Origin of the sequence: Photobacterium carnosum (genome assembly GCF_002849605.1) — a bacterium.
GTDB classification, from domain to species: domain Bacteria; phylum Pseudomonadota; class Gammaproteobacteria; order Enterobacterales; family Vibrionaceae; genus Photobacterium; species Photobacterium carnosum.
In genome coordinates this window covers 26,711-52,585 of record NZ_NPIB01000031.1, presented here as the reverse complement: position 1 = coordinate 52,585, position 25,875 = coordinate 26,711, and the positions used below count along the sequence as shown (strand labels likewise).

The window sequence follows — 25,875 nt, the reverse complement described above, 5'->3', positions numbered from 1 at the left end:
TGCGGAAGTGGCGGAATTGGTAGACGCACTAGATTTAGGTTCTAGCGCCGTAAGGTGTGAGAGTTCAAGTCTCTCCTTCCGCACCATTCTCTGATTTAAAAGTCTTGTTACTACCCAACAAGCAACGCTTATGTAATTAAGCACTGTAGGTCTATCGCCAAGCGGTAAGGCAACGGCTTTTGATGCCGTCATACCCTGGTTCGAATCCAGGTAGACCTGCCATATTTAGATTAATTGCTGCGGCAGTTAATCATTGCGGAAGTGGCGGAATTGGTAGACGCACTAGATTTAGGTTCTAGCGCCGTAAGGTGTGAGAGTTCAAGTCTCTCCTTCCGCACCATTATTCTTTAAATCGGCTTTTTACCAATTACTGATTTAAACAATACACTAGAGAAATACGGTTATTTATAACTGACAATATGCGGAAGTGGCGGAATTGGTAGACGCACTAGATTTAGGTTCTAGCGCCGTAAGGTGTGAGAGTTCAAGTCTCTCCTTCCGCACCATTCTCTCTAGTTTGTGAAAGTCTTATGAAAATAAGCACAGTAGGTCTATCGCCAAGCGGTAAGGCAACGGCTTTTGATGCCGTCATACCCTGGTTCGAATCCAGGTAGACCTGCCACTCTTTAAGAATATTGATTCATTTCAGTATTCTATGATGGCTACGTAGCTCAGTTGGTTAGAGCACATCACTCATAATGATGGGGTCACAGGTTCGAATCCCGTCGTAGCCACCATTCTCTTTTGATAATGTTCAAAGAGATAAAAAATTTGCGGAAGTGGCGGAATTGGTAGACGCACTAGATTTAGGTTCTAGCGCCGTAAGGTGTGAGAGTTCAAGTCTCTCCTTCCGCACCATATTAGAGACCTACTCTTTGAGTAGGTTTTCTTTTATCTGCAATATAGTGATCATCTCCATTGATGCCAACTGCAAGTAAAAGAATAAATAAAAAGCCGAGTAATTAATTTTACTCGGCTTTTTGTTTTTATTTTCGTTACAAAAGACATTCAATACTATCGTTATATCCCCATTGCATACTTCAATACGTGTTTTTTTATCGCGCCAGTATGATCAGCAGCCCGTAATCCTACATTGCGCAGTAACTTTAATGGCCCAATATTATTACTAAACGTGCTGTAGAAAAAATCCATTCCAGTTTGCATAATCAAATTATCAGGGCGACGACAACGTTCATAATTAGCCAGAACTTGAGGTTGTTGCCACTCATTACCCGCTTGGTTGATTTTTTCTAATAAACAAGCGACATCTTTAAAGCCTAAATTAACCCCTTGTCCTGCTAATGGGTTAATCGTATGCGCAGCATCGCCTAATAGCACCACATTCGACTTATAATACGTTTGCGCATGACGACGGGTTAAGGGGAAGCTACCATGATTAAGCACCGTAAACTCGCCTAATTCACTCGGGAACGTTGCCACAATCTCAGCGTGTAATTGCGCTGCTGGCATTGCTGATAATTGACGAATTCGAGCAGGAGAGTCATACCAAACAAGTGATCCTTGATGGCCAGGCAAAGGTAAAAATGACCGAGGTCCCGCAGGCGTAAACTGCTGCCAAGTAATATCCTGTTGTGGCAAAGCCGTTGTGATATTAATTAGCATACAATGCTGGCGATAATCCCACGCGGTAATACCAATATTCGCTTGCTGGCGTACTTGAGAGTTAGCGCCATCAGCACCAATGAGTAAACCACAATTAAGCAGTGAACCATTGTCTAATTCGATCTGATAACCCTCATCAATCGCAGTCGCTGCGACCATGGTTGCAGGACACAATAAAGTAATATTGTCGTACTGTTCAAATTGCTGCCATAGCGCTAATTGAATGACACGATTTTCGACGATATAACCTAATTGTTGCAGTTGCATCTCATCGGCATTAAACCGAGTGCGACACTCAGGATTTTCCCATGTTTCAAGACGTTTAAAGGGACATAAGCGCATCGCCATCACCGTTTTCCATGCTCCTAATTGTTCTAAGAGTACGACTGAACGTGGAGAAATAGCAGATACGCGTAAATCCATCGCTTGTGCTGACATAAATGGCTGTGGCGCATAACCTTCTATCACCGCCACCTCTAAGCCTTGTTGAGCTAAACCAATCGCGGTAGCGGCCCCCACCATACCGCCACCGGCAACAATGACATCATATTGTTCCATATCTTTACCTACCTATTATGCCCAAGCTTATTATTTGGTTATAATCTTTCAAACCATTGTGTTAGATGATTGTATAAGAAAATACGGTTATTGGGGTACTACCATAATGTATTCATCGCTAATCACTCCCTTTCATCATTGACAGGAATCCAATCACCATGCTGACAAGCTTTAAACGTTTTATCGTTAAATTTATTTTAGGCGCGTTAATTGTACCGATTGTTCTGATCGTCATTTTTAAATTTATTAACCCACCGTTTTGGGGCTGGGAAATTAGCCGTACTCTATTTCCGCCACAAGGTTATCCAAAGCAAACACATCATCAATGGGTTAATTTGGATAAGATTTCAAAAAATATGCAATTAGCGGTGATAGCTTCAGAAGATCAAACCTTCCCTGAACACCACGGTATCGATCTTAATGCAACCCTCTTTGTCCTTGAACACAGCGGTAAAAATGGCCCTAGCCGAGGTGCTAGTACCATTACTCAACAAACTGCTAAGAATGTGTTTTTATTCCCTTGTCATTCTTTTATTCGTAAAGGCATCGAATTATATTTTGCATTATGGATGGAGGTTATTTGGGGCAAAGATCGTATTTTAGAAACCTACTTAAACGTCATTGAATTTGGTCCGGGGATCTATGGTGTTCAAGCGGCTAGTGAGCATTTTTTCCATATTCCAGCGAGTCGACTTAGCGCTCAACAAGCAGCACAACTGGCCGCAGTATTACCTAATCCGTATAAAATAAAAGCCAGTCCAATGAGTAATTATGTCTATCAACGAACATTATGGATCCGTAAACAAATGCGTCAACTAGGTATGGTTACGCTAAATAAGGTCTATGATGAACAATCACTTTTTAAATCATTTAATCTCTATCGCTAGTCAAAGACAAAAGACCACACTTTTTTCAGGGTGGTGATGATCTAGTCAGACCGAGTTTAAAGCAGTACAATACGCGGCTTGCTACAGGGCATTACCCTAAAAATAACGTAATGCGACCTGTCAGCCCGTAATTCTGAATGTAATGAATCAACACTACGAGCGAAGAGAGATGGCGAAGAAACTGCTGATTAAAACCTGGGGCTGCCAGATGAACGAATACGATTCATCAAAAATGGCCGATCTTCTTAATGCTGCTAATGGCTTCGAGTTAACAGAAATCCCAGAAGAAGCAGATGTTCTGCTACTTAACACCTGTTCGATCCGTGAAAAAGCACAAGAAAAAGTTTTCCACCAGCTAGGCCGTTGGAAAAAACTAAAAGATAAAAAACCTGATCTAGTGATCGGCGTTGGTGGCTGTGTAGCGACTCAAGAAGGTGATTCTATTCGCAAACGCGCACCTTACGTTGATGTTATTTTTGGTCCACAAACCCTACACCGTTTGCCTGAGATGATTAAACGCTCTCAATCAAATGAAAAAACAGTAATGGATATTTCATTCCCTGAGATTGAAAAATTCGATAACTTACCTGAACCTCGTGCTGACGGTGCAACTGCATTTGTCTCTATCATGGAAGGCTGTTCTAAATATTGTACTTACTGCGTAGTGCCTTACACTCGCGGTGAAGAAGTTAGCCGTCCGATAGATGATGTTTTGTATGAGATTGCACAACTGGCAGAACAAGGTGTACGTGAAGTTAATCTGTTAGGCCAAAACGTGAACGCATTCCGCGGCCCAACATTCGATGGTGAGCTTGCAAGTTTTGCTGAATTACTGCGTTTAGTTGCAGCAATTGATGGTATTGACCGTGTACGTTATACGACAAGCCATCCGATTGAGTTTACTGACGACATTATCGACGTTTATAAAGATACCCCTGAGCTGGTTAACTACTTGCACCTACCAGTACAAAGTGGTTCAGATCGTATTCTAACGATGATGAAGCGCCCTCACACGGTACTTGAATACAAGTCAAAAATTCGTAAGTTACGTAAAGTGCGTCCAGATATCACCATGAGTTCAGACTTTATTGTTGGGTTCCCTGGCGAATCGGATCAAGATTTCGAAGATACCATGAAACTAATTCGTGATATCGATTTTGATATTAGCTACAGCTTTGTCTTCTCACCGCGCCCTGGTACACCAGCGGCAGATTACCCTTGTGATCTGACTGAAAAAGTGAAGAAAGAGCGTCTTTACGCCCTACAGCAGCAAATCAATAGCCAAGCAATGCGTCATGCACGCCAAATGCTAGACACAGAACAACGTATTTTGGTTGAAGGTCCATCACGTAAAAATGTAATGGAACTACGCGGACGTACTGAAAATAACCGTATCGTAAACTTTGAAGGTTCTGCTGAATTGATTGGTCAATTTGTTGATGTGAAAATCGTCGACGTATTTACTAACTCATTACGTGGCGAACTTGTTCGCACTGAAGCAGAAATGGATCTTCGTGTTGCAATGTCACCAGCAGCAATGATGGCAAAAACGCGCCGTGAAGATGATTTAGGTGTAGGCGTATATACTCCTGAATAATAGCGATTCACTGCCGTTGAACAACAAGCAGTAATAACGATTATTCAAAGTAAGTCGCATGCCCTGAAAATATGGTCGCCTACTTAATAGGCGACCTCAATGAGAGGCAAACCTTGAACAAGATAATTACTGTAGAATTTGATCTGGAACCCGCCCATAACCAGCGTCTTTCCAGCCTTTGTGGTCCTTTCGACGACAACATTAAACAGCTAGAACGTCGTCTAGGTGTTGAAATCAATCATCGCAACAACCATTTTAGCGTCGTGGGCCAACCACACACTGCTGATGTTGCCACCAATATCATTAAAGATTTATACGTTGATACGGCTCCCGTACATAACAACATTCCCGATATTGAACCCGACCAACTTCATCTAGCAATTAAAGCCTCTGGCGTCTTAGAACAAACCATAGAAACAAGCATCCCTTTTGGTAAAGAAGTCCATATCAAAACCAAAAAAGGGATCATCAAACCACGCACGCCTAACCAAGCCCAATATATTACGAATATTGTGACCCACGATATTACCTTTGGTGTCGGCCCTGCGGGTACGGGGAAAACTTACCTTGCCGTTGCCGCTGCCGTTGATGCCCTTGAGCGTCAAGAAGTTCGCCGTATTCTGCTTACTCGTCCTGCCGTTGAAGCAGGGGAAAAATTGGGTTTCTTACCCGGAGATTTAAGCCAGAAAGTCGATCCATACCTACGCCCACTTTATGATGCTTTGTTTGAAATGCTAGGTTTTGAACGCGTAGAAAAGCTTATTGAGCGTAATGTAATTGAAGTCGCACCGTTAGCTTATATGCGTGGTCGTACCCTTAATGATGCGTTTATTATTTTAGATGAAAGCCAAAATACCACTGTTGAACAAATGAAAATGTTCCTAACGCGTATTGGCTTTAATTCACGCGCAGTGATCACTGGCGACGTCACTCAAATCGATTTACCGCGTGGCGCGCGTTCAGGTTTACGTCATGCAGTTGAAGTATTATCAAATGTTGAAGAGATTAGCTTTAACTTTTTCTTAGCCAATGATGTCGTGCGCCACCCTGTTGTCGCTCGCATTGTTCAAGCCTATGAAATCTGGGAAAGTGACGATCAAAAACAACGAAAACAAGCAGAACAACGTCGTCGTACAGAACAAGACGCCAAAGATGCCGCCTTATTCGCCGTCGCGACTGCCGCTAAAATTGAATCACAAAAGAGTAACTAATGGCGATTTATCTTGATCTACAACTTGCAACAGCAGACGAAACTGGGTTACCGACTGAGGCTGAATTCCAGCAATGGTTAAATGCCGCAGTCACCCCATTTCAGGCCGATGCTGAAGTCACTATTCGATTAGTTGATAAGCAAGAAAGCCACGCACTCAACCTTGAGTACCGAAGCAAAGATCGACCAACAAATGTACTTTCTTTTCCATTTGAAGCGCCACCAGAAATCGAAATGAACTTACTTGGCGATCTCATTATTTGTCGTCAAGTTGTAGAAACTGAAGCGCTTGAACAACAAAAGCCACTTAATGCGCATTGGGCACATATGGTTGTACACGGCAGTCTCCATCTGCTAGGTTATGATCATATCGAAGACGATGAAGCTGAAGAAATGGAAGCATTAGAGACTGAAATCATGCAAAACATGGGCTTTATCGACCCTTACATTTCTGAAAAGTAGTAACATACCCCAAAATATTCCGCAGCTTGATAAACCAAGCTGCATTTCCGTGGCAATGTCCACTTAGTTGATAAAGTAAATAATGAACGCAGATAACTCTCCAACAACTGAAGGTCCGAGTAGAAAGTCCTTCTTTGAACGTATTGGCCAACTTTTTCAAGGTGAACCACAAAACCGTGAAGAATTAGTTGAAGTATTCCGTGACTCGGAAGAAAACGATTTGATAGATCATGACACCCGCGACATGCTCGAAGGTGTGATGGAAATAGCAGAAATGCGTGTACGTGACATTATGATCCCACGTTCACAAATGACGACTATCGAGCGTTCTCAGAAGCTAGAAGATCTTATTGATTTAATTGTTGAAGCTCAACACTCACGCTACCCTGTTATTAGTGATGATAAAGACCATGTCGAAGGCATTTTATTAGCCAAAGACTTACTGCGTTATTTATTGCCTGACAGTGAGCCCTTTGATATCGACAAAGTATTACGTCCAGCCGTTGTAGTGCCTGAAAGTAAACGTGTTGATCGCCTATTAAAAGAGTTCCGCGAAGAGCGTTACCACATGGCAATTGTGGTTGATGAGTTTGGTGGTGTATCTGGTGTTATCACTATTGAAGATATTCTTGAACAAATTGTTGGCGAAATCGAAGATGAATTTGACGACGAAGAAGAACAAGAAGTTCGTCAATTAAGTAAACATACTTACGCAGTCAAAGCCCTAACAACCATTGAAGATTTCAATGAACTGTTCCATACCTCATTTTGTGATGAAGAAGTCGATACCGTCGGCGGCTTGGTTATGATGAGTTTTGGTCACTTGCCATCGCGCGGTGAAGTTGTTGAAGTTAATGGTTATTCATTTAAAGTGACCTCGTCTGATAACCGTCGCGTTATCCAGTTACAAGTAACTGTACCTGACGAAGCCTTTCAACCTACCATTACTCCATAAATGATGACAAAAAAAACACTCATCTCATTGGGACAGTTGCTTGCAGCTGTCCCTGCAGGTGCGATTGCGACCTTGTCTTTTGCTCCTTATGACTACGCATTTATCGCGCCACTAACACTGATTCTGTTTTTCCTTTTATTACAGAAACAATCCCCTAAACGCTCAGCACTGATTGGCTTTTTTTATGGTCTAGGTATGTTTGGTACTGGTATCAGCTGGGTACATGTCAGCATCGATACCTTTGGTGGTATGCCTAAAATCGCCAGCATGTTCTTAATGTGCTTGCTAATTAGTTACTTAGCATTATATCCAGCATTATTTGGCTATTTATTTAATCGTTTTAATCGCCAACGGCCATTACATCAATTACTGCTTTCCGGTCCGGTTATTTGGTTAGTACTTGATTGGATCCGTGGCTGGTTATTTACTGGTTTTCCTTGGTTATGGATGGGATACAGCCAACTTAATACGCCATTGGCACACTTCGCACCCATTTTTGGTGTCGAAGGGATCACTCTCGCCTTAGTGCTTATATCGGGATCAATTACTGCAACCCTTTACTACCGTAACTGGCGTCCATTCATGGTTGCGGTGTTAGTGGCAATATTAGCGGTATTAGCCGGTATTCCACAGTGGGTAAAACCCGATCCTAAACACAGTATCAGTGTTGCTTTGATCCAAGGTAACATTTCGCAAGAAGAGAAATGGCTACCCAGTCACCGCTGGCCAACGTTGATGAAATATATGGATCTCACCCGTGATAACTGGGGTGCCGATTTAATTATTTGGCCAGAAGCCGCCATTCCTGCACTTGAAGAAGATATTCCAACCTTCTTACAAAATCTGGATGCGGCCGCACGCGCTAATAACAGCACCGTGATCACCGGTATTTTAGATCGAAAAGCAGATGGCGAGTTTTTCAATAATATTTTGACGCTCGGTGTCGATGCTGATGGCCCTTATAACTACAAGACTGCAACCCGTTACACAAAACACCACCTGTTACCGTTTGGTGAATTTGTGCCGTTTGCTAGCTTGTTACGTCCATTAGCACCGTTCTTTAATCTGCCGATGTCATCGTTTAGCCGCGGTGCTTATATTCAACCGAATATTCAAGCCCATGGTTATTCAATTGCACCTGCGCTGTGTTATGAAATTGCATTTGGTGAACAGATTCGTCAAAACGTTACCAAAAAAACAGAGTTACTGCTTACACTTTCTAATGATGCATGGTTTGGCCACTCTATTGGCCCATTCCAACACATGGAAATTGCTCAAATGCGGGCGCTTGAACTTGGTAAACCATTATTGCGTGGAACAAATACGGGTATTACAGCAGTGGTTGATCATAATGGTCATATCACCAAAGAATTACCGCAATTTGTCACTGGCGTATTAAAAGATAAAGTGATCCCAACCATTGGGATGACACCCTACACCACCTTAGGCAGTTGGCCGTTATATGGTTACTGTTTATGGGCATTAGCATTATCTTGGCTACTTGTTCGACGTAAACGCGGACATTTTCGTGACGTACGTCCAACGGAAAAAGAATAAAATTTAAGGTGAAGCTAATAACTTCACCTTCTTTTTTACGATTAGTTTATTGTAATCTTAATTAACAACTAATAACGGCAATCTTACAAGAATCAACCACCAGCAACGAGATGAGGAATGATAGATGAAAGCAACACATAAAATATTTACCTCTTTATGTTCATTATTGATGTTAATGCTATCAACACAAGTACTTGCTCAAGAACAACAAAATGATACCAAAGACGCACTAGCACTTTTTTATAAATCCCCACAAACACAACCTTTTTTCCATTCGGCTTATGGATATGCTGTTTTTCCATCGGTGGGTAAAGGCGGCTTTTGGATTGGTGGTGCTTACGGCTCAGGGGTTGTATTTAAAGCGAATAAAGCAATGGGATTTGCTAAGTTATACCAAGTGTCTATTGGGTTACAATTTGGCGGCCAAGCTTTTAGTGAGATTCTATTCTTCCAAGATAAACGTGCTTACGATCGCTTTATTGATGGTGGCTTAGAATTAGATGCTCAAGCATCAGCAGTAGCCTTAACAGAAGGAGCTTCAGCTAAGATCGGAACAGCAGGGGCTGGTATCAGTGCAGGTAGTGACTATATGACCCAAAGCTACATTAATGGTGTTGCTATCTTCACTCGAGCTAAAGGTGGAGCCATGATTGAAGCATCATTAGCCGGACAAAAATTCACCTATGAGCCAATGACAACCGCAACCCGTGAAATAAAAGGCTATGATCAGGTGCTACCTAAGTTTAACGCTGACGATCAACCATCCCAAACAATGTCTCAATCACAGCCAAGAAAATATCAACAAATGCAAAAACCTGCGGCGACAATAAAATCTACAGACTCCGCAGTGGTTGTTGATCTTATTGAAAAACCTGACTATTAAATTAAGCGTTAGATTTATTACATAACAATAAAAACGCAGCTCTTAATATGGCTGCGTTTTATATTACTACTAATAATGCAAATAACCATTTATGGGTTCAATGGCAAACGTGAAAACTGCTTACAGCCACATTTCACACATGGCTCAATGCGAGTCACATGGGTGATCATTTCTGTATGACCACATTTCTCACACACAAGATTACCCAACCCAACAAGCTCACCAGCCTCATAAACGCCCTTATGCTGAATATCATCCATAACCTCAATCCACTCTAATTGGGTTTTATCAGTAACTTCAGCTAAATTTTTCCAAATGCTTTCACTGACTAACTTATAAAATGGACTTTCACTGAAGGGTTGTGAACTATTTTTTACTTCTTCAGTAAAGGTTTTTAAATCACTTTTGACATAAGCTTCAACTAATGACAATTCATCTTTAGTCATATCACTCGCAGCTTTGCCATAAAGCTCAGTCGTTTTAAGATCACTTTTAATGTAAGCTTCAACTAATGAAAGCTCATCTTTAGTCATATCACTCGCAGCTTTACCATAAAGCTCCGTCATCTTAAAAAACTTCTTTAGCTCTTCTGGACTATGCTTAAGCGCTTCAGTTACTTTTTCTAATATTGCTTCATACTGCTTTTGTTGCTTAGTCATGGGATTAATCCTCTGCCAATGTGCAAAATAATTACGTAATTACGGCCAAATGTAAGATTAAGGTCGCCGAATTGCTATCAGCTATTGTTGACACCTTTACCTTTGGTTATCCTATGTCGATTACAATGAATGTGTTTGTATTAAACTCACAAAATTCTGGATGTCATCGATGCAAGAACAATATCGTCCACAGGACATTGAACAAAAAGTTCAAGAACATTGGGATAACAATAAGACCTTTGTTGTTAGTGAAGATCCTAATAAAGAAAAATTCTACTGTCTGTCCATGTTCCCGTACCCAAGTGGTCGCTTGCACATGGGTCACGTGCGTAACTACACTATCGGTGATGTTATCTCTCGCTACCAACGCTTACAAGGCAAAAATGTCATGCAGCCAATTGGTTGGGATGCATTTGGTCTACCAGCAGAGAACGCAGCAGTAAAAAATAACACTGCGCCAGCACCTTGGACCTACGAAAACATCGAGTACATGAAGAACCAACTTAAGCTATTAGGTTTTGGTTACGATTGGAGCCGTGAATTCGCAACCTGTACTCCTGAGTACTACCGTTGGGAACAAGAGTTCTTTACTAAACTGTACAACAAGGGTCTAGTTTACAAAAAGACATCGTCTGTAAACTGGTGTCCTAACGACCAAACTGTTCTAGCAAATGAGCAAGTAGAAAACGGTTGTTGCTGGCGTTGTGATACCCCTGTAGAACAAAAAGAGATTCCACAGTGGTTCATTAAAATTACTGAGTACGCACAAGAGCTACTTGACGACCTTGATACCCTTGATGGTTGGCCTGAAATGGTTAAAACCATGCAGCGTAACTGGATCGGCCGTTCTGAAGGCGTTGAATTAACGTTTAACGTTAAAGGTCAAAACGATTTAGAAGTTTACACAACGCGTCCAGATACCCTAATGGGTGTGACATTTGTTAGCATTGCAGCAGGTCACCCACTGGCTGCAAAAGCGGCTAAGAACAACCCAGCCCTAGCAACATTTATCGATGAGTGCCGTAACACCAAAGTTGCTGAAGCTGAACTTGCAACAATGGAAAAGAAAGGCATGGATACTGGCTTTACTGCTATCCATCCACTTGACGGTCGTGAAGTACCAGTATACATCGCTAACTTTGTATTAATGGATTACGGCACAGGCGCAGTAATGGCAGTTCCTGCTCACGATCAACGTGACTTTGAATTTGCAACTAAGTACAACATCGACATCATGGCGGTAATTAAGCCAGAAGACGGTAGCGAATTTGATATCTCTGAAGCAGCATTCACTGACAAAGGTGTGTTGTTCAATTCAGGTGAATTTGACGGTCTAAACTTCCAACAAGCATTTGATGCAATTGCAGCAAAACTTGAAGCGGAAGGCAAAGGCAAGAAAACGATTAACTTCCGTCTTCGTGACTGGGGTGTTTCACGTCAACGCTACTGGGGTGCACCAATCCCAATGGTAACGACTGAAGATGGTCAAGTACATCCTGTTGCTGCCGATCAACTACCCGTTATTCTTCCAGAAGATGTGGTAATGGATGGCGTAACAAGCCCGCTTAAAGCTGACTTAGAATGGGCTAAAACGACCTTTAACGGCGAACCAGCACTGCGTGAAACTGATACCTTTGACACCTTTATGGAGTCATCTTGGTACTACGCACGTTACTGTTCACCACAAGCTGATGATATTCTTGATCCAGCGAAAGCCAACTACTGGCTACCTGTTGATCAATATGTTGGTGGTATTGAACACGCGTGTATGCACCTATTGTACTCACGTTTCTTCCACAAATTACTTCGTGATGCGGGTTACGTAACCTCTAACGAACCGTTTAAGCAACTACTATGTCAAGGCATGGTATTGGCTGATGCGTTCTTCTACACTACTGACAAAGGTGGTAAAGAGTGGGTTGCGCCAACAGATGTAATCGTTGAACGTGACGGCAAAGGCCGTATCACAACAGCGGTAGATTCTAAAGGTCATAACGTTGAACACTCAGGCATGATCAAAATGTCTAAGTCTAAAAACAACGGTATTGATCCACAAGAGATGGTAAACAAATACGGTGCTGACACCGTACGTTTATTTATGATGTTTGCATCACCTGCTGATATGACACTTGAGTGGCAAGAATCTGGCGTTGAGGGTGCAAACCGCTTCCTTAAGCGTGTTTGGAAACTGGTTCGTGAGCATGCTGAAAAAGGCACCGCTAAAACCGTTAATACCACAACATTAAGCAATGATCAAAAAGCACTTCGTCGTGATATTCATAAAACTATCGCTAAAGTAAGTGATGATATTGGTCGCCGTCAGACATTTAATACCGCGATTGCTGCAATCATGGAATTAATGAACAAGCTAGCTAAAGCGCCACAAGAATCAGTACAAGATCGTGCTATTCTTGATGAAGCACTAAAAGCGATTGTTACGATGCTTTACCCAATGACACCACATATCTGTTTTGAAATGTGGCAAGCTCTAGGTCAAACAGATATAGACCATGCTGTATGGCCACAAGCTGATGCAGCTGCATTGGTTGAAGATGAAAAGCTAATCATTGTTCAAGTTAACGGCAAACTACGTGCTAAATTAACGGTAGCGGCAGACGCAACCAAAGAGCAAGTAGAAGCATTAGCAATGGCAGATGAAGGCGTAACTCGCTTCACTGAAGGAAATACTGTACGTAAAGTTATTTATGTACCGGGTAAACTACTTAACATTGTTGCTAACTAATCAAGGTTAACTACTGTATAACATTGTCGTTAAAGCAGTAAATAGCCTAAAGATCCCCGCTTCTGCGGGGATCTTTATAATTACGGTCATATTTAATTTTGCGCCCAGCGCACCTTCTTTTCTTTCAAGGAGCTGACTTTCGTGAAAAGTTTTTTCTCGGCCAACAGCCTAACTCGACTACTTATCATTACTCTTCTCGCGCTTACAACAGCTTCTTGCGGCTTTCATCTTCGTGGTAACTACATGCTACCGGAAGGGATTGCTAAGCTATCGTTAACCAGTTTTGACCCCTACGGTCAATTAACCCGTATGGTAAAATACCAATTTAAACTGCATGGTATTGAAGAAGTAAAACCAGCAGCAACCATACCGAACCTTAATATCACCAGTGAATCAACTGGCGACAGTACGTTATCGCTATATCAAAATAACGGTAAAGCAGAATATGATTTAACCTTAACGGTTAACTACACGGTGACGATTCCTAATCAAGGTATTGAACAGTTTAGTACTAAAGTTACGCGTACTTTCTTGGATAACCCACTTTCAGCACTGGCTAAATCAGTAGAACGTGATGAATTAGTGAATGTGATGCGTGAACAAGCCGCACAACAAATCATGCGTAAACTGGCGCGTCTGACCACAGTGTTTAATAAGATGGAAGAAGACAAACTCAACGCTGAATTAAACCAGATTTTACATAACCAAAAAGTATCGATTAAAGATGGCAGTACAACGACCATCACCACAACACCTGCGGTTATACATAAAAAACAAGATCACAACGCACAATGAGAGCCTACCCAGAACAACTGACGCAGCAGCTGACAAAAGGCCTGCGTCAGGCTTATTTACTGTTTGGTAATGAGCTATTATTAAAACAAGAAGCGGGCGATAACATTAAACATATCGCCCAACAACAAGGTTTTCTTGAACGCCATAGCTTTACTATCGATAATAGTATTGATTGGAATGCGGTGTTAGATTGCTGCAATGCCATGAGCTTATTTTCAGCCCAACAAATTATTGAGCTCGAAATAGCAGAAACAGGCCTAAATGCCAATCAAGCAAAAGCATTACTAGAGGTTATTGACGCACTAAATCCTGATATTTTATTACTCTTAACTGGACCTAGAATTAATAAAAAACAGGAAAGTACTAAATGGTTTAAAGCACTCGATAATATTGGGTTATATGTACCGTGTAATACCCCAGATCCACGTCAAATGCCGCGTTTTATTCAAGGCCGTTGTCAGATCTTAGGTTTAAAACCGGATCATGAATCAATACAAATGTTAGCCCAATGGCATGAAGGTAATTTACTCGCATTATCACAAAGCTTACATAAATTAGTATTATTGTATTCTGATGGTATTTTAACCACCATTCGGTTACAAGAAGCATTGAGTCGCCATAATCACTACACCCCATTTCAATTAATTGATGCACTGTTAGCCGGACAAGCTAAACGTAGCCAACGCATATTGCGTCAATTACAGGCGGAAGGTGTAGAAGCAACCATTTTATTACGAACGTTGCAACGTGAGTTAGCTCAATTGTATAAAATGCAAGAAATGGGAAATAAAGGCACACCTTTAAATCTCATTTTTGAACAATTTAGGATATGGCAAAATCGTCGTGAAATGTACATTGGGGCTTTGCATCGACTACCGCTTACGGCCTTAGTCACCATTATCCGCCAGCTAACATTACTAGAAATTCAGGTAAAAACCGACTATGACACTCAACCATGGTCAGACTTGAGTTGCTTATGTGCTGAAATGTGTGGCATATCAACTCATTTACAGCCATTAAATTAATCTTAATACAGGTCAAAATCGCGACTTTTTACCTATTTGAACAAAATCACTAAACAAACATGCGAAAAAATACCGTCGGAACCTTGTCCGCTTATCGCTGTCTGATAAGAGCATGGTATACTGCGGCACAATTCATGGTCAGTATGTCTATTTGACATTATCGATGCTAGTTATAGCGTCAATCGGCCACTACTATACTAACACTCAAGTGAGGGAATCCCTTTGCAGCTTCAAGAACTACACGATTTCATTGTTGATAAAATTGACGACATTAAAGCACAAGATATCGTAACAATTGATGTCCGCGGCAAATCAAGCATCACTGATCTAATGGTTATCTGTACTGGTACATCTAACCGTCATGTGGCTTCTATTGCCGATCACGTAGAAAAAGAAACAAAATTAGTTGATTACCCACCTCTACGCATCAGTAGCGATAAAGAAGGCCTATGGGTTATTGTTGATATGGGCAATGTTATGCTACATATTATGCAAGAAAACGCTCGTGAGCTATACCAACTGGAGAAGCTTTGGAGCTAATTGACCATGAGGCTTCAACTGATTGCTGTTGGTACTAAAATGCCAAAATGGGTTGAGGACGGTTATAAAGAATATAGCCGTCGCTTCCCAAAAGATATGCCACTGGAATTAATTGAAATTTCAGCGGGAAAACGTGGCAAAAATGCTGATATTCCTCGCATTCTTCAAAAAGAAGGCGAGGCTATGTTAGCCGCTGTTGCTAAAGGAAACCGTATTGTTACCCTTGATATTCCAGGTAAACGCTGGGATACAGGACAATTGGCACAACAATTGGATGCATGGAAACTAGACGGACGCGATGTATCAATTTTGATCGGCGGACCTGAAGGACTTTCTCCTGCATGTAAAGCAGCGGCAGAACAAAGCTGGTCATTATCACCATTGACTTTACCACACCCATTGGTGCGCGTGGTTATGGCAGAAAGCTTATACCGGGCATGGAGTGTCACGGCTAACCATCCGTACCACAGGGAATAATAATAAATGAGGCAAAAGCGAACCCAGATCCGCGATCATCGCGCTGAGTCGGCACTGTTTTTTCGTCGAGCTCTTGTCTCATTTATTGGTATCGCAATACTTGTAGGCCTGCTGCTGTTTAATCTGTTCCATATTCAGGTTGAACAACATCAGGACTATCAAACCCGCTCTAATGATAATCGCATTAAAATTGTCCCAGTCTCCCCTAATCGCGGCTTAATTTATGACCGTAACGGGATGATATTAGCTGAAAACAGGCCTATCTACAGCCTTGAAATCACCTTAGAAAAAGTTTCTGAGCTTGATCAGACTTTTGCCGATCTTAAACAGATCATGGGCATTACTGATGAAGACATTACTAATTTCCAAAAAGAACGCCGTCGTACACGTCGTTTTAAATCAGTCCCTATTCTTGAGCACCTCAACGAAAAACAAGTTGCCCTATTTTCGGTCAATCAACATCGCCTACCTGGCGTTGAAGTTAAAGCCCACCTAAAGCGTTATTATCCTTACGGGGATGCCTTAACTCACGTTTTAGGTTATGTGGCTAAAATTAACGATCGTGACCTTAAAAAACTCGATAAAGCCGGAAAGCTAAGTAATTACAAAGCTACGCGTGATATGGGAAAATTGGGTGTTGAACGTTATTACGAAGAACTCTTACACGGCACTTCTGGTTACCAAGAAGTTGAAGTCAATAGCCGTGGACGCGTGATCCGCACCCTAAAATATATTCCCCCGATTCCAGGCAAAGATATCAAGATCAATATTGATATTAAACTACAACAATATGTTCAAAACTTATTAACTGAACATACTGTTGATCCTGTTACAGGCAAAGAGATCATTAAGCATAAACGTGGTTCTATCGTGGTATTAGATCCTAAAGATAATGCTATTTTAGCCATGGTATCTAGCCCGAGTTATGATGCTAATCTGTTCGTTCGTGGGATCTCAAGTAAGAAATATAACGCCTTATTGAATAATCCAGATCGTCCTTTAGTCAATCGTGTCACGCTCGGTATTTATCCACCAGCATCAACCGTTAAACCTTTTATTGCCGTTGCTGCATTAACGGAAGGGGTGATCACACCTAATACAACCCGTAATGATCCCGGTTGGTGGCAAATACCGAATACTACCAGTCGTAAATTCCGTGACTGGCTGCGTTGGGGTCATGGTCGAGTCAATATTTATAAAGCGATTGAAGAATCAGTCGATACTTATTTCTATCAGGTTGCCTACGATTTGGGTATTGATCGTCTTTCAACATGGATGAATAAATTTGGTTATGGCGAATACACAGGCGTTGATATTCACGAAGAAAGTAAAGCAAATATGCCCACCCGTGAATGGAAGCAAACCCGTCATAAGCGCCCGTGGTATCAAGGGGATACTATTCCTGTAGGTATAGGCCAAGGTTATTGGACTGCAACTCCATTACAAATGGCGAAAGCAACCTCCGTGCTAGTTAATAGTGGCGTTGTACATCGTCCACACCTACTTAAAAATATTATTGATGGCAATGTAGAAGCACCTGCTGAATTCAAAGATTTTTCACCGATCACTGGCGTCGATCAAAAAACATGGGAAATCGCACGTGAAGGTATGCACCGCGTACTTTACGGTAACCGTGGCACAGCACGTAAAGCGTTTTATAACACCCCCTATCAAGCGGGTGGTAAATCAGGTTCAGCTCAAGTCTTTGGTTTAGCTGAAAATCAAAAATATAATGCCGATGAATTAGAAGAGCATTTACGTGACCATGCCCTATTTACTGCATTTGCACCGTTTGATAAACCACAAGTTGTGGTCGCGATGGTATTAGAAAATGCTGGCGGTGGTTCAAGTAATGGTGGTCCTATAGCACGAAAAATATTTGATCATATGCTAATTAAACCAATTACTGAGTTACCTCCACAATTGGTAACACCTGCAAAAACCACTGCGGAAGTACGTTAATGAGCATCATGGCAACAACTGGCGAAAAACCAAGTATAAGTGATCGCTTACATATTGATGTTCCATTATTACTCGGTTTATTAGCCATTATGAGTTTTTCATTGGTGATAATGTACAGTGCCAGCGGCCAAAGTATGCCAATGATGGAACGCCAAGCAATGCGAATGGTATTATCACTCGGGGTCATGTTTTTACTCGCACAAATTGCCCCACGCCACTATGAAACATGGGCACCCTATTTATTTGGAATCGGATTATTACTACTCGTTAGTGTACTTGCATTCGGTGAAGTTTCTAAAGGCGCGCAACGGTGGCTTAATCTCGGTTTTATTCGCTTTCAACCCTCAGAATTAATCAAACTTGCAGTACCATTAATGGTGGCACGGTTTATTGGTAACCGCCCTTTACCGCCAACATTTATCAATATCTTCGTGGCATTAGTGTTAATTTTCACGCCAACGATTTTAATTGCCAAGCAACCTGACCTCGGCACCTCGATTTTGATAGCCGCATCAGGGATATTTGTTCTGTTTCTGTCAGGAATTAGCTGGCGAGTGATAATTGGTGCATTGGTATTACTCGCAGCCTTTATTCCTGTGTTATGGTTCTTCCTGATGCATGACTATCAACGCACTCGAGTGATGACCTTATTTAATCCAGAGTCTGACCCATTAGGTGCGGGATACCATATCATCCAATCAAAAATTGCCATTGGTTCAGGAGGGATCACCGGGAAAGGCTGGCTTCATGGTACTCAATCACAATTAGAATTTGTTCCTGAACGTAATACTGACTTCATTTTTGCGGTGATAGCCGAAGAATGGGGATTAGCGGGTGTTATTGGTTTATTAGCAATGTATCTATTTGTGCTTGGACGAGGATTATTACTTGCGAGCAGAGCTCAAACAGCGTTTGGGCGTATGATGGCAGGCAGTATCGTGCTCAGTTTTTTTGTTTATATTTTTGTTAATATCGGAATGGTGAGTGGATTATTACCTGTTGTAGGTGTTCCCCTCCCCTTAGTCAGTTATGGCGGAACCTCAATGGTTACTCTTATGGCTGGTTTTGGTATTCTAATGTCCATTCACACTCATAGAAAAATGTTGTCGAAGGCGACCTAATAAATGCGTTCACTATTTGTAGTTTTTTTCCTAATTCTTGCTGGGTGTAGTTCTTCGCCTGAACAAACCCAACAGCCACAAACAAAACCAGATACAACGGTTAAACCAGTTAAAGTGGTTAAAATCGTTAAAGTCACCAAACCCAACACTGATGATCCTAATGCAGGACGTTATTCTCTTAAAGATGATCGCGCACCCAATGTCATCCCTAATTTTTCAAAAGTAAAATTAATTACTCCCCACTACGAAGCTTATAGCCGTGGTGGAAATAAAGACTATACCCTACGCGGTAAACGCTACCATATTATTAAAAATCCCAAAGGTTATACCGAAACAGGGTTTGCATCATGGTATGGCGAAAAATTTCATGGCCATAAAACAGCCAATGGTGAAGTGTATAATATGTTCGCGATGACAGCGGCACATAAGACCTTACCATTACCAAGTTTTGTACGGGTTACAAATACACTCAATCATAAATCAATCATTGTTCGCGTTAATGATCGTGGTCCATTTCATGATGGCCGTATTATTGATTTAAGCATGGCTGCAGCGTCTAAATTGGGCGTAATAAGCTATGGTACTGCTCCTGTAAAAATTGAAGTATTAACCGTACCGAAACCATCAACGAAAGCTGAAATAAAGAAAGCACCAATTCCAATCCAATATTTTATCCAATTAGCGGCGGTTAATAGTCAGCAAAAAGCGGATCAAATGCAGCGCGAAGCAAAAAAACGTTACAGTACCAGTGTTGATATTGAAAAAATCACCGATCGGACTATTTTCCGTATTCGCTTAGGCCCATTTTTAGATCACAAAGATGCTGATTTATTGCTCGCTCAAATAAAAAATAAACATTATCCACAAGCATTTATGATCACGGAAAAACGATAACTGAACCTTCTCGTTATTTCATAATCATACTTACAGCCTATAGTTTTTTCATTGAAATCATAAAACTATAGGCTTTTTATAGCGTGTGCCCATAACAATGACCACGAAGCTAATCTTAATCTCCTAATGTCTGAACGATGGAAACTTCTGTTCTAGCACTGATTGCCAATATGTTATCTGTTATAGTAAGCCCACTTTTTAGCCACAGATTAATTAAAGTTAGATATATCATGAAGAAAACAGCTGTGCTTTTCCGTTCTGTAGCCATCTCCGCCACTCTGCTGGCTTCAGCTACTGTTGCTGCATCACCAGCAGTAGTACCTGAAGCTCCACAAATTGCGGCTAAAGGTTATGTTCTTATTGACTACAACTCAGGCAAAATCATTGCTGGTCACAATCAAAATGAAAAACTAGCGCCTGCGAGCCTAACAAAAATGATGACCAGTTATGTTATTGGTCAAGAAATTAAAAATGGCAATATCTCTCCTAATGATAATGTCGTTATCAGTAAAAAAGCATGGGCTAAAAACTTTCCAGGTTCATCAAAGATGTTCTTAGAAGTGGGTAAAACCGTTAAAGTATCAGACCTTAACCGTGGCATCATTATTGATTCAGGTAATGATGCTTGTGTGGCAATGGCTGAACACGTTGCGGGATCACAACAAGCGTTTGTTGAATTAATGAATGGTTGGGCAAAAAATCTAGGTCTGAAATCAACCCATTTCACCAATGTCCATGGTTTAGATAATCCCAATTTATACACCACCCCTTATGATCTTTCTGTTCTTGCGCGTGCGCTTATCCATGATCTTCCGAATGAATTTAAGATCTACGATGAAAAATCATTCACATATAACGGCATTACCCAATATAACCGTAATGGTTTATTGTGGGATCAAAGCATGCATGTTGATGGTCTAAAGACAGGCCATACTAACAATGCCGGTTATAGTTTAGTCAGCACCGCAACGGAAGGCGATATGCGTCTAATTTCCGTCGTTATGGGTACCGCGAGTAAACATGCTCGCCTTGCTGAAAGCAAAAAACTACTCACTTATGGTTTCCGTTTTTTTACAACATTAACGCCTTATAAAAAAGATCAAACATTTGTGACTGAAAAAGTCTGGATGGGTGCTACTGATAAAGTAAATCTAGGTGTAAATGAAAATACTTACGTTACGCTCCCTCGTAGCCAAGCTAAAGATTTAAAAGCAAGCTTCGTACTAACGAAAGAACTTAAAGCGCCAATTAAAAAAGGTGAAGTAATGGGTACGCTTTATTACCGCTTAGGTGATACTGATATTGCTCAATACCCTTTAGTTGCACTCACTGAAGTACAGCAAGGTAACTTCTTTAGTCGCTTGGTTGATTATGTAATGATGCTAGTACAAAGCTGGTTTTAAACCATAATCACGACCAAAAACACTCATAAAGAAGCTGCCGATGGCGGCTTTTTTTTGCTTCTCAAGCTTGCATACCTATTTTGCAATAACCTCGTACTCTCTCTTCAATTGTGTTCTTGTGTTCCAACTAATGACGCATTAAGATGCCAATATACTTCGTGTTTTGTGATCCATAACACGGCCTAAATTTGAATAAACGCAACTCTGGAGTTCTATATGCAAGAACAAGAGCAAGAACAACCAAAACTAAAAGACCTATTGGAATTTCCTTGTAGCTTTGCTTTCAAAGTCATGGGTGAAAATAAACCAGAATTAGCAGATCGTATTGTTGAAGTTATCCAAAAAACGATCCCTGGCGATTACGTTCCAACATCTAAGCCAAGCAGTAAAGGAACTTATACCGCAGTTTCTGTTACTGTAAATGCAACTAATGTTGAACAAATCGAAACACTGTACAAAGAACTTGGTGCGATCGATATCGTACGTGTTGTGCTATAGCAGTAATCTCTATGGCGACTACTTCTGGGTCGCCATTTTTCTCTTTATCCCCTCTTCTTTCTTTTCTTTTACTTTCTTTTACCCCTTCGATATCCCCCTGCAAACTATTAATAAGCACTGAATTACGGGTTAATCATGCATCTTTGGATAGTTTAGGTATAATGACTTGGTTCACAGTCATAAAATGACGCTTTGCGTTATATCAATAAATAGGCACAAATTTGCAAAAATCTCTTATTATTAGAAATCTTGGCCGTTGTGATTATCAAACTACCTTTGATGCTATGCATCAATTCACCAATGACCGCACTGATAACTCAGTTGATGAAGTATGGTTGGTTGAACACCACCCAGTCTTTACTCAAGGTCAAGCTGGAAAGGTAGAACATCTGCTCAACACAGGTGATATTCCAGTCGTTCAAAGTGATCGTGGTGGTCAGGTGACATATCATGGTCCAGGTCAGCAAGTTGCTTATATATTGATTAACTTACGCAGAAAAAAAATCAGTGTTCGTGACCTAGTCAGCCACATCGAAAACACAATTATTAATACGCTATCTCAATTTGGGATTACATCTAATGCTCGCCCTGATGCACCTGGTGTCTATGTCGACAATCGCAAGATATGTTCATTAGGATTGCGGATCAGACGCGGCTGCTCTTTTCATGGTCTGGCACTTAATATAAATATGGATTTGGCCCCGTTCCAACGTATTAACCCTTGTGGCTATGCTGGAATGGAAATGACGCAAACCGCGTCATTAAATGGCCCGAGTGAACTGATGGAAGTTCAGCCGGTACTCATTGAAGAATTAACAAAATTACTCGACTACTCACAGGTCGAGTGGATGACGGAAAGCAATCAACTATGAGCAAACCAATTAAAATTGAACAAGGCGTTAAATACCGTGATGCAGATAAGATGGCATTAATTCCGGTACGTAATGTTGCCCAAGAAGAAGCACCCAAAGAAGTGCTACGTAAGCCTTCATGGATGAGAATAAAACTGCCATCAGACAGTAAACGCATTCAAGAAATAAAATCAGCCCTACGCAAAAACAACCTTCATTCTGTTTGTGAAGAAGCATCATGTCCGAATTTAGCAGAGTGTTTTAATCACGGTACTGCTACCTTTATGATTTTAGGTGCTATTTGTACTCGTCGTTGTCCGTTTTGTGATGTTGCCCATGGTCGTCCATTACCACCCAATGCAGAAGAGCCAAGCCATTTAGCACAAACAATTGCAGATATGAAATTACGTTATGTGGTTGTAACCTCAGTCGATCGTGATGATCTTCGTGATGGTGGTGCGCAGCACTTTGTTGATTGTATTAATGCGATTCGTGAAAAAAGCCCAAAAATTCATATTGAAACCTTAGTGCCAGATTTCCGTGGTCGCATGGATCGTGCACTAGAAATTTTTCACGATACAGCGCCAGATGTCTTTAATCATAATCTAGAAACTGCCCCACGCTTATACCGTAAGGCACGTCCTGGAGCGAACTACCAATGGTCGTTGGATCTATTAAAGAAATTTAAAGAAATTCATCCAACAGTACCAACAAAATCAGGCGTTATGATGGGACTGGGTGAAACAAAAGAAGAGATCATTCAGGTACTGACAGATTTACGCGCTCATGGCGTTACCATGCTAACTCTTGGTCAATACCTTGCACCAAGTCGTCATCACTTACCGGTTGAACGTTACGTACCGCCTGAAGAGTTTGATGAACTAAAGCAAATCGCATTAGATCTTGGTTTTACTCATGCCGCTTGTGGTCCATTTGTCCGCTCGTCTTACCATGCCGACTTACAAGCCCAAGGTGTTGAAATTAAATAATTAATTCGTTAGTTAGTTTCAATAAAAAAACCGCTTTAGTGATCAACTAAAGCGGTTTTTTAATAACCGAGATAACAGGTTAATTATTTAGCAAAAGCAGCGCCAAATACCGGAGCAATAGAATCTAATACAGAAACTGTTACTGGTTTACCTTCATTATCAGTAATGTTCAATGAAGTACGATTACCTAAATCACCAACCAAAATACGATATTTATCATTGGTTAAATTCATTGGTTTCGTACCTAACTGAGTCCAAAATGCATCATCAGGCTGACGGTATTTAACTTCAATTAAACCTTGTGAACGATTACGATCTTCAACGGTAAAGCCTAATTTTTGTAACATTATCGGTAAACGTTCCCACATATCATCATATGGTGCACGTGCAATAATAATCGGTAGACCACTACGATCCGTACCCATTACCACTGGAATATTTTTCAATTGCTCAGCAGCCGCTAAACGCGCTTGCTCACGAGCCATATTATCGTACTTCGACATCACTAAATTGGTCATTAAAATACTGTAACGACGCTTATTATCAGCACTAACCGGTTTAACTTCTCCGTTTTCACGCCAATCAGTTAACGTAATACGGTAGCTATTAATATTAGGTGATTTTGCAATCGTATAACGAGTACTGATCTTAGTGTCTTCGTCATCATTGGTCCAAGAAACCCAATCAGTATCAATACGATCAGCACTTTGTTTTACAATACCGACTTTATTATCCGTAATTAGCTGTTGTGTTACACGCCAGATCTTCATAAGGCCATTTGACGATGGCATAAACAGCGTTACACCTTGCTGATCAATCGCAGAGGTTACGCCAGGGATCAACTCTAACACCTGTAATGGTGGACGAATATCAACCTTAGTACCTACTTCACCTTGATACACACGTTGCGGAATAGCATAGTTTGTATTACTAAAAGGTTGAGCACCTGCCGGCAACGTCCAACTTTCAAGTGATGGCGTATTAAGATAATTAAAATCTTGCGCGGCCTGTCGACGACTGTCTGTACCACCAGAACATGCGGTGATAGTTGTCACTACGACGGCAGCTAATGCTAGCCGGTATTTATAATTCATTTATGCTCCTGCGCTCCTAGATTGTTACAACGACTAATAAATAACTACGTATTATAATACGTTAGCATCAACAAGTGCTTGTTTAACAATAGGCTGCTGTGATTCGCTTAAAACAGTAAGCGGAAGTCGTAAGTTATCGTGTTCAATTAATCCCATTTGGTAAGCGGCCCATTTAACTGGAATAGGATTCGCTTCAACAAACAGTTTGGTATGTAATGGCATTAAGCGTTGGTTGATCTCTTGAGCCGCGTCAATGTTCCCCTCTAACGCAAGGTTAAACATTGTCGCCATTGCTGCTGCTGCAATATTGGCAGTAACAGAAATAACGCCATGACCACCTTCAGCAACAAAATCAACCGCCGTTGCATCATCACCGCTTAGTTGGATAAAATCTGCGCCACAAAGTTCCCGTGTTTTTTTAACGCGAGTAATATCACCCGTGGCATCTTTAATACCAATAATATTATCAAGTTTTGCTAATCGCGCCACTGTTTCTGGTAGTAAGTCAACCGCAGTACGACCGGGTACATTGTATAATATTTGTGGTATATCAGTCGCTTCAGCAATCGCTTTATAATGTTGATATAAACCTTCTTGAGTTGGTTTATTATAGTATGGCGTCACACTTAGACAGGCTGCAATTCCAGTACCAGAAAACAGTTTAGTGATCGTTACCGCTTCATGGGTTGCATTTGCCCCCGTACCTGCAATAACTGGAATACGTCCATCAACATATTCTAACGTTTTTAAAACAACTTTAATGTGCTCATCAACCGTTAATGTTGTCGATTCACCGGTTGTTCCAACAGCAATAATAGCCGTAGTACCTGCTGCAATATGGTGATCAACCAGCTTTTTTAGGCCGATATAATCAACTTCACCTGAAGGACCAAATGGCGTTAGTAGTGCTACCATGCTTCCTGAAAACATATCCGTCTCCCCTGTTTTATATATCGTAACGATTCTAAACTAATAACATTAACAACCAATCAATAAAAATGGTTACGGTATATAGCTAGTTTGTAAGTCATGGTACTTTTGCACGACTATAAACTCAAGCAAAGGGTGACTGAAAACCGTTAACTGACGCGC

The 25,875-nt window shown here is 41.1% G+C and carries 23 protein-coding genes and 7 tRNA genes; 26 read left to right on the top strand and 4 right to left on the bottom strand.

Annotation, left to right across the window (positions count from 1 at the left end):
• The first annotated feature begins 1 nt into the window (after nucleotide 1).
• From CIK00_RS18850 to CIK00_RS18820, 7 genes are all read left to right on the top strand, one after another.
• Nucleotides 2–86, top strand: a tRNA-Leu gene (locus CIK00_RS18850).
• A gap of 61 nt (nucleotides 87–147) precedes the next feature.
• Nucleotides 148–222: transfer RNA gene (locus CIK00_RS18845), tRNA-Gln, on the top strand.
• 33 nt (nucleotides 223–255) lie between these two features.
• A tRNA-Leu gene (locus tag CIK00_RS18840) sits at nucleotides 256–340 on the top strand.
• An 81-nt stretch (nucleotides 341–421) separates the two neighbouring features.
• A tRNA-Leu gene (locus CIK00_RS18835) sits at nucleotides 422–506 on the top strand.
• A gap of 41 nt (nucleotides 507–547) precedes the next feature.
• Nucleotides 548–622, top strand: a tRNA-Gln gene (locus tag CIK00_RS18830).
• Nucleotides 623–660: 38 nt separating this feature from the next.
• Nucleotides 661–737: transfer RNA gene (locus CIK00_RS18825), tRNA-Met, on the top strand.
• Between the two features lie 36 nt (nucleotides 738–773).
• A tRNA-Leu gene (locus tag CIK00_RS18820) sits at nucleotides 774–858 on the top strand.
• A 162-nt stretch (nucleotides 859–1,020) separates the two neighbouring features.
• On the opposite strand, the gene CIK00_RS18815 is transcribed toward CIK00_RS18820, so the two are convergent.
• Nucleotides 1,021–2,181 carry a 2-octaprenyl-3-methyl-6-methoxy-1,4-benzoquinol hydroxylase gene (locus tag CIK00_RS18815; RefSeq protein ID WP_101770147.1) on the bottom strand — a complete coding sequence of 387 codons (1,161 nt, stop codon included), beginning with the start codon at nucleotides 2,179–2,181 and terminating at the stop codon, nucleotides 1,021–1,023.
• Between the two features lie 158 nt (nucleotides 2,182–2,339).
• Here CIK00_RS18815 and mtgA point away from each other — a divergent pair, with 158 nt between their 5' ends.
• The 7 genes from mtgA (at nucleotide 2,340) to CIK00_RS18780 (ending at nucleotide 9,732) form a co-directional block, all read left to right on the top strand.
• Nucleotides 2,340–3,068: a monofunctional biosynthetic peptidoglycan transglycosylase gene (gene mtgA / locus CIK00_RS18810; RefSeq protein WP_101770146.1), complete on the top strand. Its 729-nt coding sequence runs from the start codon at nucleotides 2,340–2,342 to the stop codon at nucleotides 3,066–3,068.
• Nucleotides 3,069–3,237: 169 nt separating this feature from the next.
• Nucleotides 3,238–4,665, top strand: coding sequence for a tRNA (N6-isopentenyl adenosine(37)-C2)-methylthiotransferase MiaB (gene miaB / locus CIK00_RS18805; RefSeq protein WP_101770145.1), 1,428 nt, complete (start codon nucleotides 3,238–3,240; stop codon nucleotides 4,663–4,665).
• Between the two features lie 113 nt (nucleotides 4,666–4,778).
• Nucleotides 4,779–5,876, top strand: a complete 1,098-nt coding sequence (locus CIK00_RS18800) for a PhoH family protein (RefSeq protein ID WP_101770144.1) — start codon at nucleotides 4,779–4,781, stop codon at nucleotides 5,874–5,876.
• Complete coding sequence (ybeY, locus tag CIK00_RS18795) at nucleotides 5,876–6,337, top strand: rRNA maturation RNase YbeY (protein ID WP_101770143.1); 462 nt, start codon at nucleotides 5,876–5,878, stop codon at nucleotides 6,335–6,337. The genes CIK00_RS18800 and ybeY overlap by 1 nt, the downstream gene beginning before the upstream one ends.
• 82 nt (nucleotides 6,338–6,419) lie before the next feature.
• Nucleotides 6,420–7,292: a CNNM family magnesium/cobalt transport protein CorC gene (gene corC / locus CIK00_RS18790; RefSeq protein WP_101770142.1), complete on the top strand. Its 873-nt coding sequence runs from the start codon at nucleotides 6,420–6,422 to the stop codon at nucleotides 7,290–7,292.
• A gap of 3 nt (nucleotides 7,293–7,295) precedes the next feature.
• Entirely contained in the window at nucleotides 7,296–8,849 is a 1,554-nt protein-coding gene (gene lnt, locus CIK00_RS18785) for an apolipoprotein N-acyltransferase (protein ID WP_101770150.1), read from the top strand.
• Nucleotides 8,850–8,973: 124 nt separating this feature from the next.
• Nucleotides 8,974–9,732 (top strand): lipid-binding SYLF domain-containing protein, encoded by a 759-nt coding sequence (locus tag CIK00_RS18780; RefSeq protein WP_101770141.1) that lies wholly within the window; start codon nucleotides 8,974–8,976, stop codon nucleotides 9,730–9,732.
• 89 nt (nucleotides 9,733–9,821) lie between these two features.
• Here the strand turns inward: CIK00_RS18780 and CIK00_RS18775 are convergent, their stop codons facing one another.
• Complete coding sequence (locus CIK00_RS18775) at nucleotides 9,822–10,391, bottom strand: zinc ribbon-containing protein (protein WP_101770140.1); 570 nt, start codon at nucleotides 10,389–10,391, stop codon at nucleotides 9,822–9,824.
• A gap of 169 nt (nucleotides 10,392–10,560) precedes the next feature.
• Between CIK00_RS18775 and leuS the strand changes: the two genes are divergently transcribed.
• From leuS to lipA, 12 genes are all read left to right on the top strand, one after another.
• Nucleotides 10,561–13,134 (top strand): leucine--tRNA ligase, encoded by a 2,574-nt coding sequence (gene leuS, locus CIK00_RS18770; RefSeq protein WP_101770139.1) that lies wholly within the window; start codon nucleotides 10,561–10,563, stop codon nucleotides 13,132–13,134.
• A gap of 141 nt (nucleotides 13,135–13,275) precedes the next feature.
• Nucleotides 13,276–13,929: an LPS-assembly lipoprotein LptE gene (locus CIK00_RS18765; RefSeq protein WP_101770138.1), complete on the top strand. Its 654-nt coding sequence runs from the start codon at nucleotides 13,276–13,278 to the stop codon at nucleotides 13,927–13,929.
• The gene (gene holA, locus CIK00_RS18760) at nucleotides 13,926–14,954 is read left to right on the top strand and encodes a DNA polymerase III subunit delta (protein WP_101770137.1); all 1,029 of its coding nucleotides are present in this window, start codon (nucleotides 13,926–13,928) and stop codon (nucleotides 14,952–14,954) included. The genes CIK00_RS18765 and holA overlap by 4 nt, the downstream gene beginning before the upstream one ends.
• Nucleotides 14,955–15,176: 222 nt before the next feature.
• Complete coding sequence (gene rsfS, locus CIK00_RS18755) at nucleotides 15,177–15,494, top strand: ribosome silencing factor (RefSeq protein WP_101770136.1); 318 nt, start codon at nucleotides 15,177–15,179, stop codon at nucleotides 15,492–15,494.
• 6 nt (nucleotides 15,495–15,500) lie between these two features.
• Nucleotides 15,501–15,971, top strand: coding sequence for a 23S rRNA (pseudouridine(1915)-N(3))-methyltransferase RlmH (rlmH, locus tag CIK00_RS18750; protein WP_101770135.1), 471 nt, complete (start codon nucleotides 15,501–15,503; stop codon nucleotides 15,969–15,971).
• A 6-nt stretch (nucleotides 15,972–15,977) separates the two neighbouring features.
• On the top strand, nucleotides 15,978–17,933 hold the full coding sequence (mrdA, locus tag CIK00_RS18745) for a penicillin-binding protein 2 (RefSeq protein WP_101770134.1): 1,956 nt from the start codon (nucleotides 15,978–15,980) through the stop codon (nucleotides 17,931–17,933).
• Nucleotides 17,933–19,054 (top strand): rod shape-determining protein RodA, encoded by a 1,122-nt coding sequence (gene rodA, locus CIK00_RS18740; protein ID WP_101770133.1) that lies wholly within the window; start codon nucleotides 17,933–17,935, stop codon nucleotides 19,052–19,054. The genes mrdA and rodA overlap by 1 nt, the downstream gene beginning before the upstream one ends.
• A gap of 3 nt (nucleotides 19,055–19,057) precedes the next feature.
• Nucleotides 19,058–19,948, top strand: coding sequence for a septal ring lytic transglycosylase RlpA family protein (locus CIK00_RS18735; protein WP_101770132.1), 891 nt, complete (start codon nucleotides 19,058–19,060; stop codon nucleotides 19,946–19,948).
• Between the two features lie 230 nt (nucleotides 19,949–20,178).
• Nucleotides 20,179–21,351 (top strand): serine hydrolase, encoded by a 1,173-nt coding sequence (locus tag CIK00_RS18730; RefSeq protein ID WP_101770131.1) that lies wholly within the window; start codon nucleotides 20,179–20,181, stop codon nucleotides 21,349–21,351.
• A gap of 216 nt (nucleotides 21,352–21,567) precedes the next feature.
• Nucleotides 21,568–21,849 carry a DUF493 family protein YbeD gene (ybeD, locus tag CIK00_RS18725; RefSeq protein WP_101770130.1) on the top strand — a complete coding sequence of 94 codons (282 nt, stop codon included), beginning with the start codon at nucleotides 21,568–21,570 and terminating at the stop codon, nucleotides 21,847–21,849.
• A 221-nt stretch (nucleotides 21,850–22,070) separates the two neighbouring features.
• Entirely contained in the window at nucleotides 22,071–22,721 is a 651-nt protein-coding gene (lipB, locus tag CIK00_RS18720) for a lipoyl(octanoyl) transferase LipB (RefSeq protein WP_101770129.1), read from the top strand.
• Complete coding sequence (lipA, locus tag CIK00_RS18715) at nucleotides 22,718–23,689, top strand: lipoyl synthase (protein WP_101770128.1); 972 nt, start codon at nucleotides 22,718–22,720, stop codon at nucleotides 23,687–23,689. The genes lipB and lipA overlap by 4 nt, the downstream gene beginning before the upstream one ends.
• Nucleotides 23,690–23,772: 83 nt before the next feature.
• On the opposite strand, the gene bamC is transcribed toward lipA, so the two are convergent.
• Nucleotides 23,773–24,783: an outer membrane protein assembly factor BamC gene (gene bamC / locus CIK00_RS18710; protein ID WP_101770127.1), complete on the bottom strand. Its 1,011-nt coding sequence runs from the start codon at nucleotides 24,781–24,783 to the stop codon at nucleotides 23,773–23,775.
• Between the two features lie 51 nt (nucleotides 24,784–24,834).
• Nucleotides 24,835–25,713, bottom strand: a complete 879-nt coding sequence (gene dapA / locus CIK00_RS18705; RefSeq protein ID WP_101770126.1) for a 4-hydroxy-tetrahydrodipicolinate synthase — start codon at nucleotides 25,711–25,713, stop codon at nucleotides 24,835–24,837.
• Between the last annotated feature and the right edge of the window lie 162 nt (nucleotides 25,714–25,875).

What these genes read in the sequence shown, in the direction of transcription:
- CIK00_RS18815 (WP_101770147.1), bottom strand. Translation starts at nt 2,181, where the DNA reads ATGGAACAATATGATGTCATTGTTGCCGGTGGCGGTATGGTGGGGGCC.
- mtgA (WP_101770146.1), top strand. Translation starts at nt 2,340, where the DNA reads ATGCTGACAAGCTTTAAACGTTTTATCGTTAAATTTATTTTAGGCGCG.
- miaB (WP_101770145.1), top strand. Translation starts at nt 3,238, where the DNA reads ATGGCGAAGAAACTGCTGATTAAAACCTGGGGCTGCCAGATGAACGAA.
- ybeY (WP_101770143.1), top strand. Translation starts at nt 5,876, where the DNA reads ATGGCGATTTATCTTGATCTACAACTTGCAACAGCAGACGAAACTGGG.
- corC (WP_101770142.1), top strand. Translation starts at nt 6,420, where the DNA reads ATGAACGCAGATAACTCTCCAACAACTGAAGGTCCGAGTAGAAAGTCC.
- lnt (WP_101770150.1), top strand. Translation starts at nt 7,296, where the DNA reads ATGACAAAAAAAACACTCATCTCATTGGGACAGTTGCTTGCAGCTGTC.
- CIK00_RS18780 (WP_101770141.1), top strand. Translation starts at nt 8,974, where the DNA reads ATGAAAGCAACACATAAAATATTTACCTCTTTATGTTCATTATTGATG.
- CIK00_RS18775 (WP_101770140.1), bottom strand. Translation starts at nt 10,391, where the DNA reads ATGACTAAGCAACAAAAGCAGTATGAAGCAATATTAGAAAAAGTAACT.
- leuS (WP_101770139.1), top strand. Translation starts at nt 10,561, where the DNA reads ATGCAAGAACAATATCGTCCACAGGACATTGAACAAAAAGTTCAAGAA.
- holA (WP_101770137.1), top strand. Translation starts at nt 13,926, where the DNA reads ATGAGAGCCTACCCAGAACAACTGACGCAGCAGCTGACAAAAGGCCTG.
- rlmH (WP_101770135.1), top strand. Translation starts at nt 15,501, where the DNA reads ATGAGGCTTCAACTGATTGCTGTTGGTACTAAAATGCCAAAATGGGTT.
- mrdA (WP_101770134.1), top strand. Translation starts at nt 15,978, where the DNA reads ATGAGGCAAAAGCGAACCCAGATCCGCGATCATCGCGCTGAGTCGGCA.
- rodA (WP_101770133.1), top strand. Translation starts at nt 17,933, where the DNA reads ATGAGCATCATGGCAACAACTGGCGAAAAACCAAGTATAAGTGATCGC.
- CIK00_RS18735 (WP_101770132.1), top strand. Translation starts at nt 19,058, where the DNA reads ATGCGTTCACTATTTGTAGTTTTTTTCCTAATTCTTGCTGGGTGTAGT.
- CIK00_RS18730 (WP_101770131.1), top strand. Translation starts at nt 20,179, where the DNA reads ATGAAGAAAACAGCTGTGCTTTTCCGTTCTGTAGCCATCTCCGCCACT.
- ybeD (WP_101770130.1), top strand. Translation starts at nt 21,568, where the DNA reads ATGCAAGAACAAGAGCAAGAACAACCAAAACTAAAAGACCTATTGGAA.
- lipA (WP_101770128.1), top strand. Translation starts at nt 22,718, where the DNA reads ATGAGCAAACCAATTAAAATTGAACAAGGCGTTAAATACCGTGATGCA.
- bamC (WP_101770127.1), bottom strand. Translation starts at nt 24,783, where the DNA reads ATGAATTATAAATACCGGCTAGCATTAGCTGCCGTCGTAGTGACAACT.
- dapA (WP_101770126.1), bottom strand. Translation starts at nt 25,713, where the DNA reads ATGTTTTCAGGAAGCATGGTAGCACTACTAACGCCATTTGGTCCTTCA.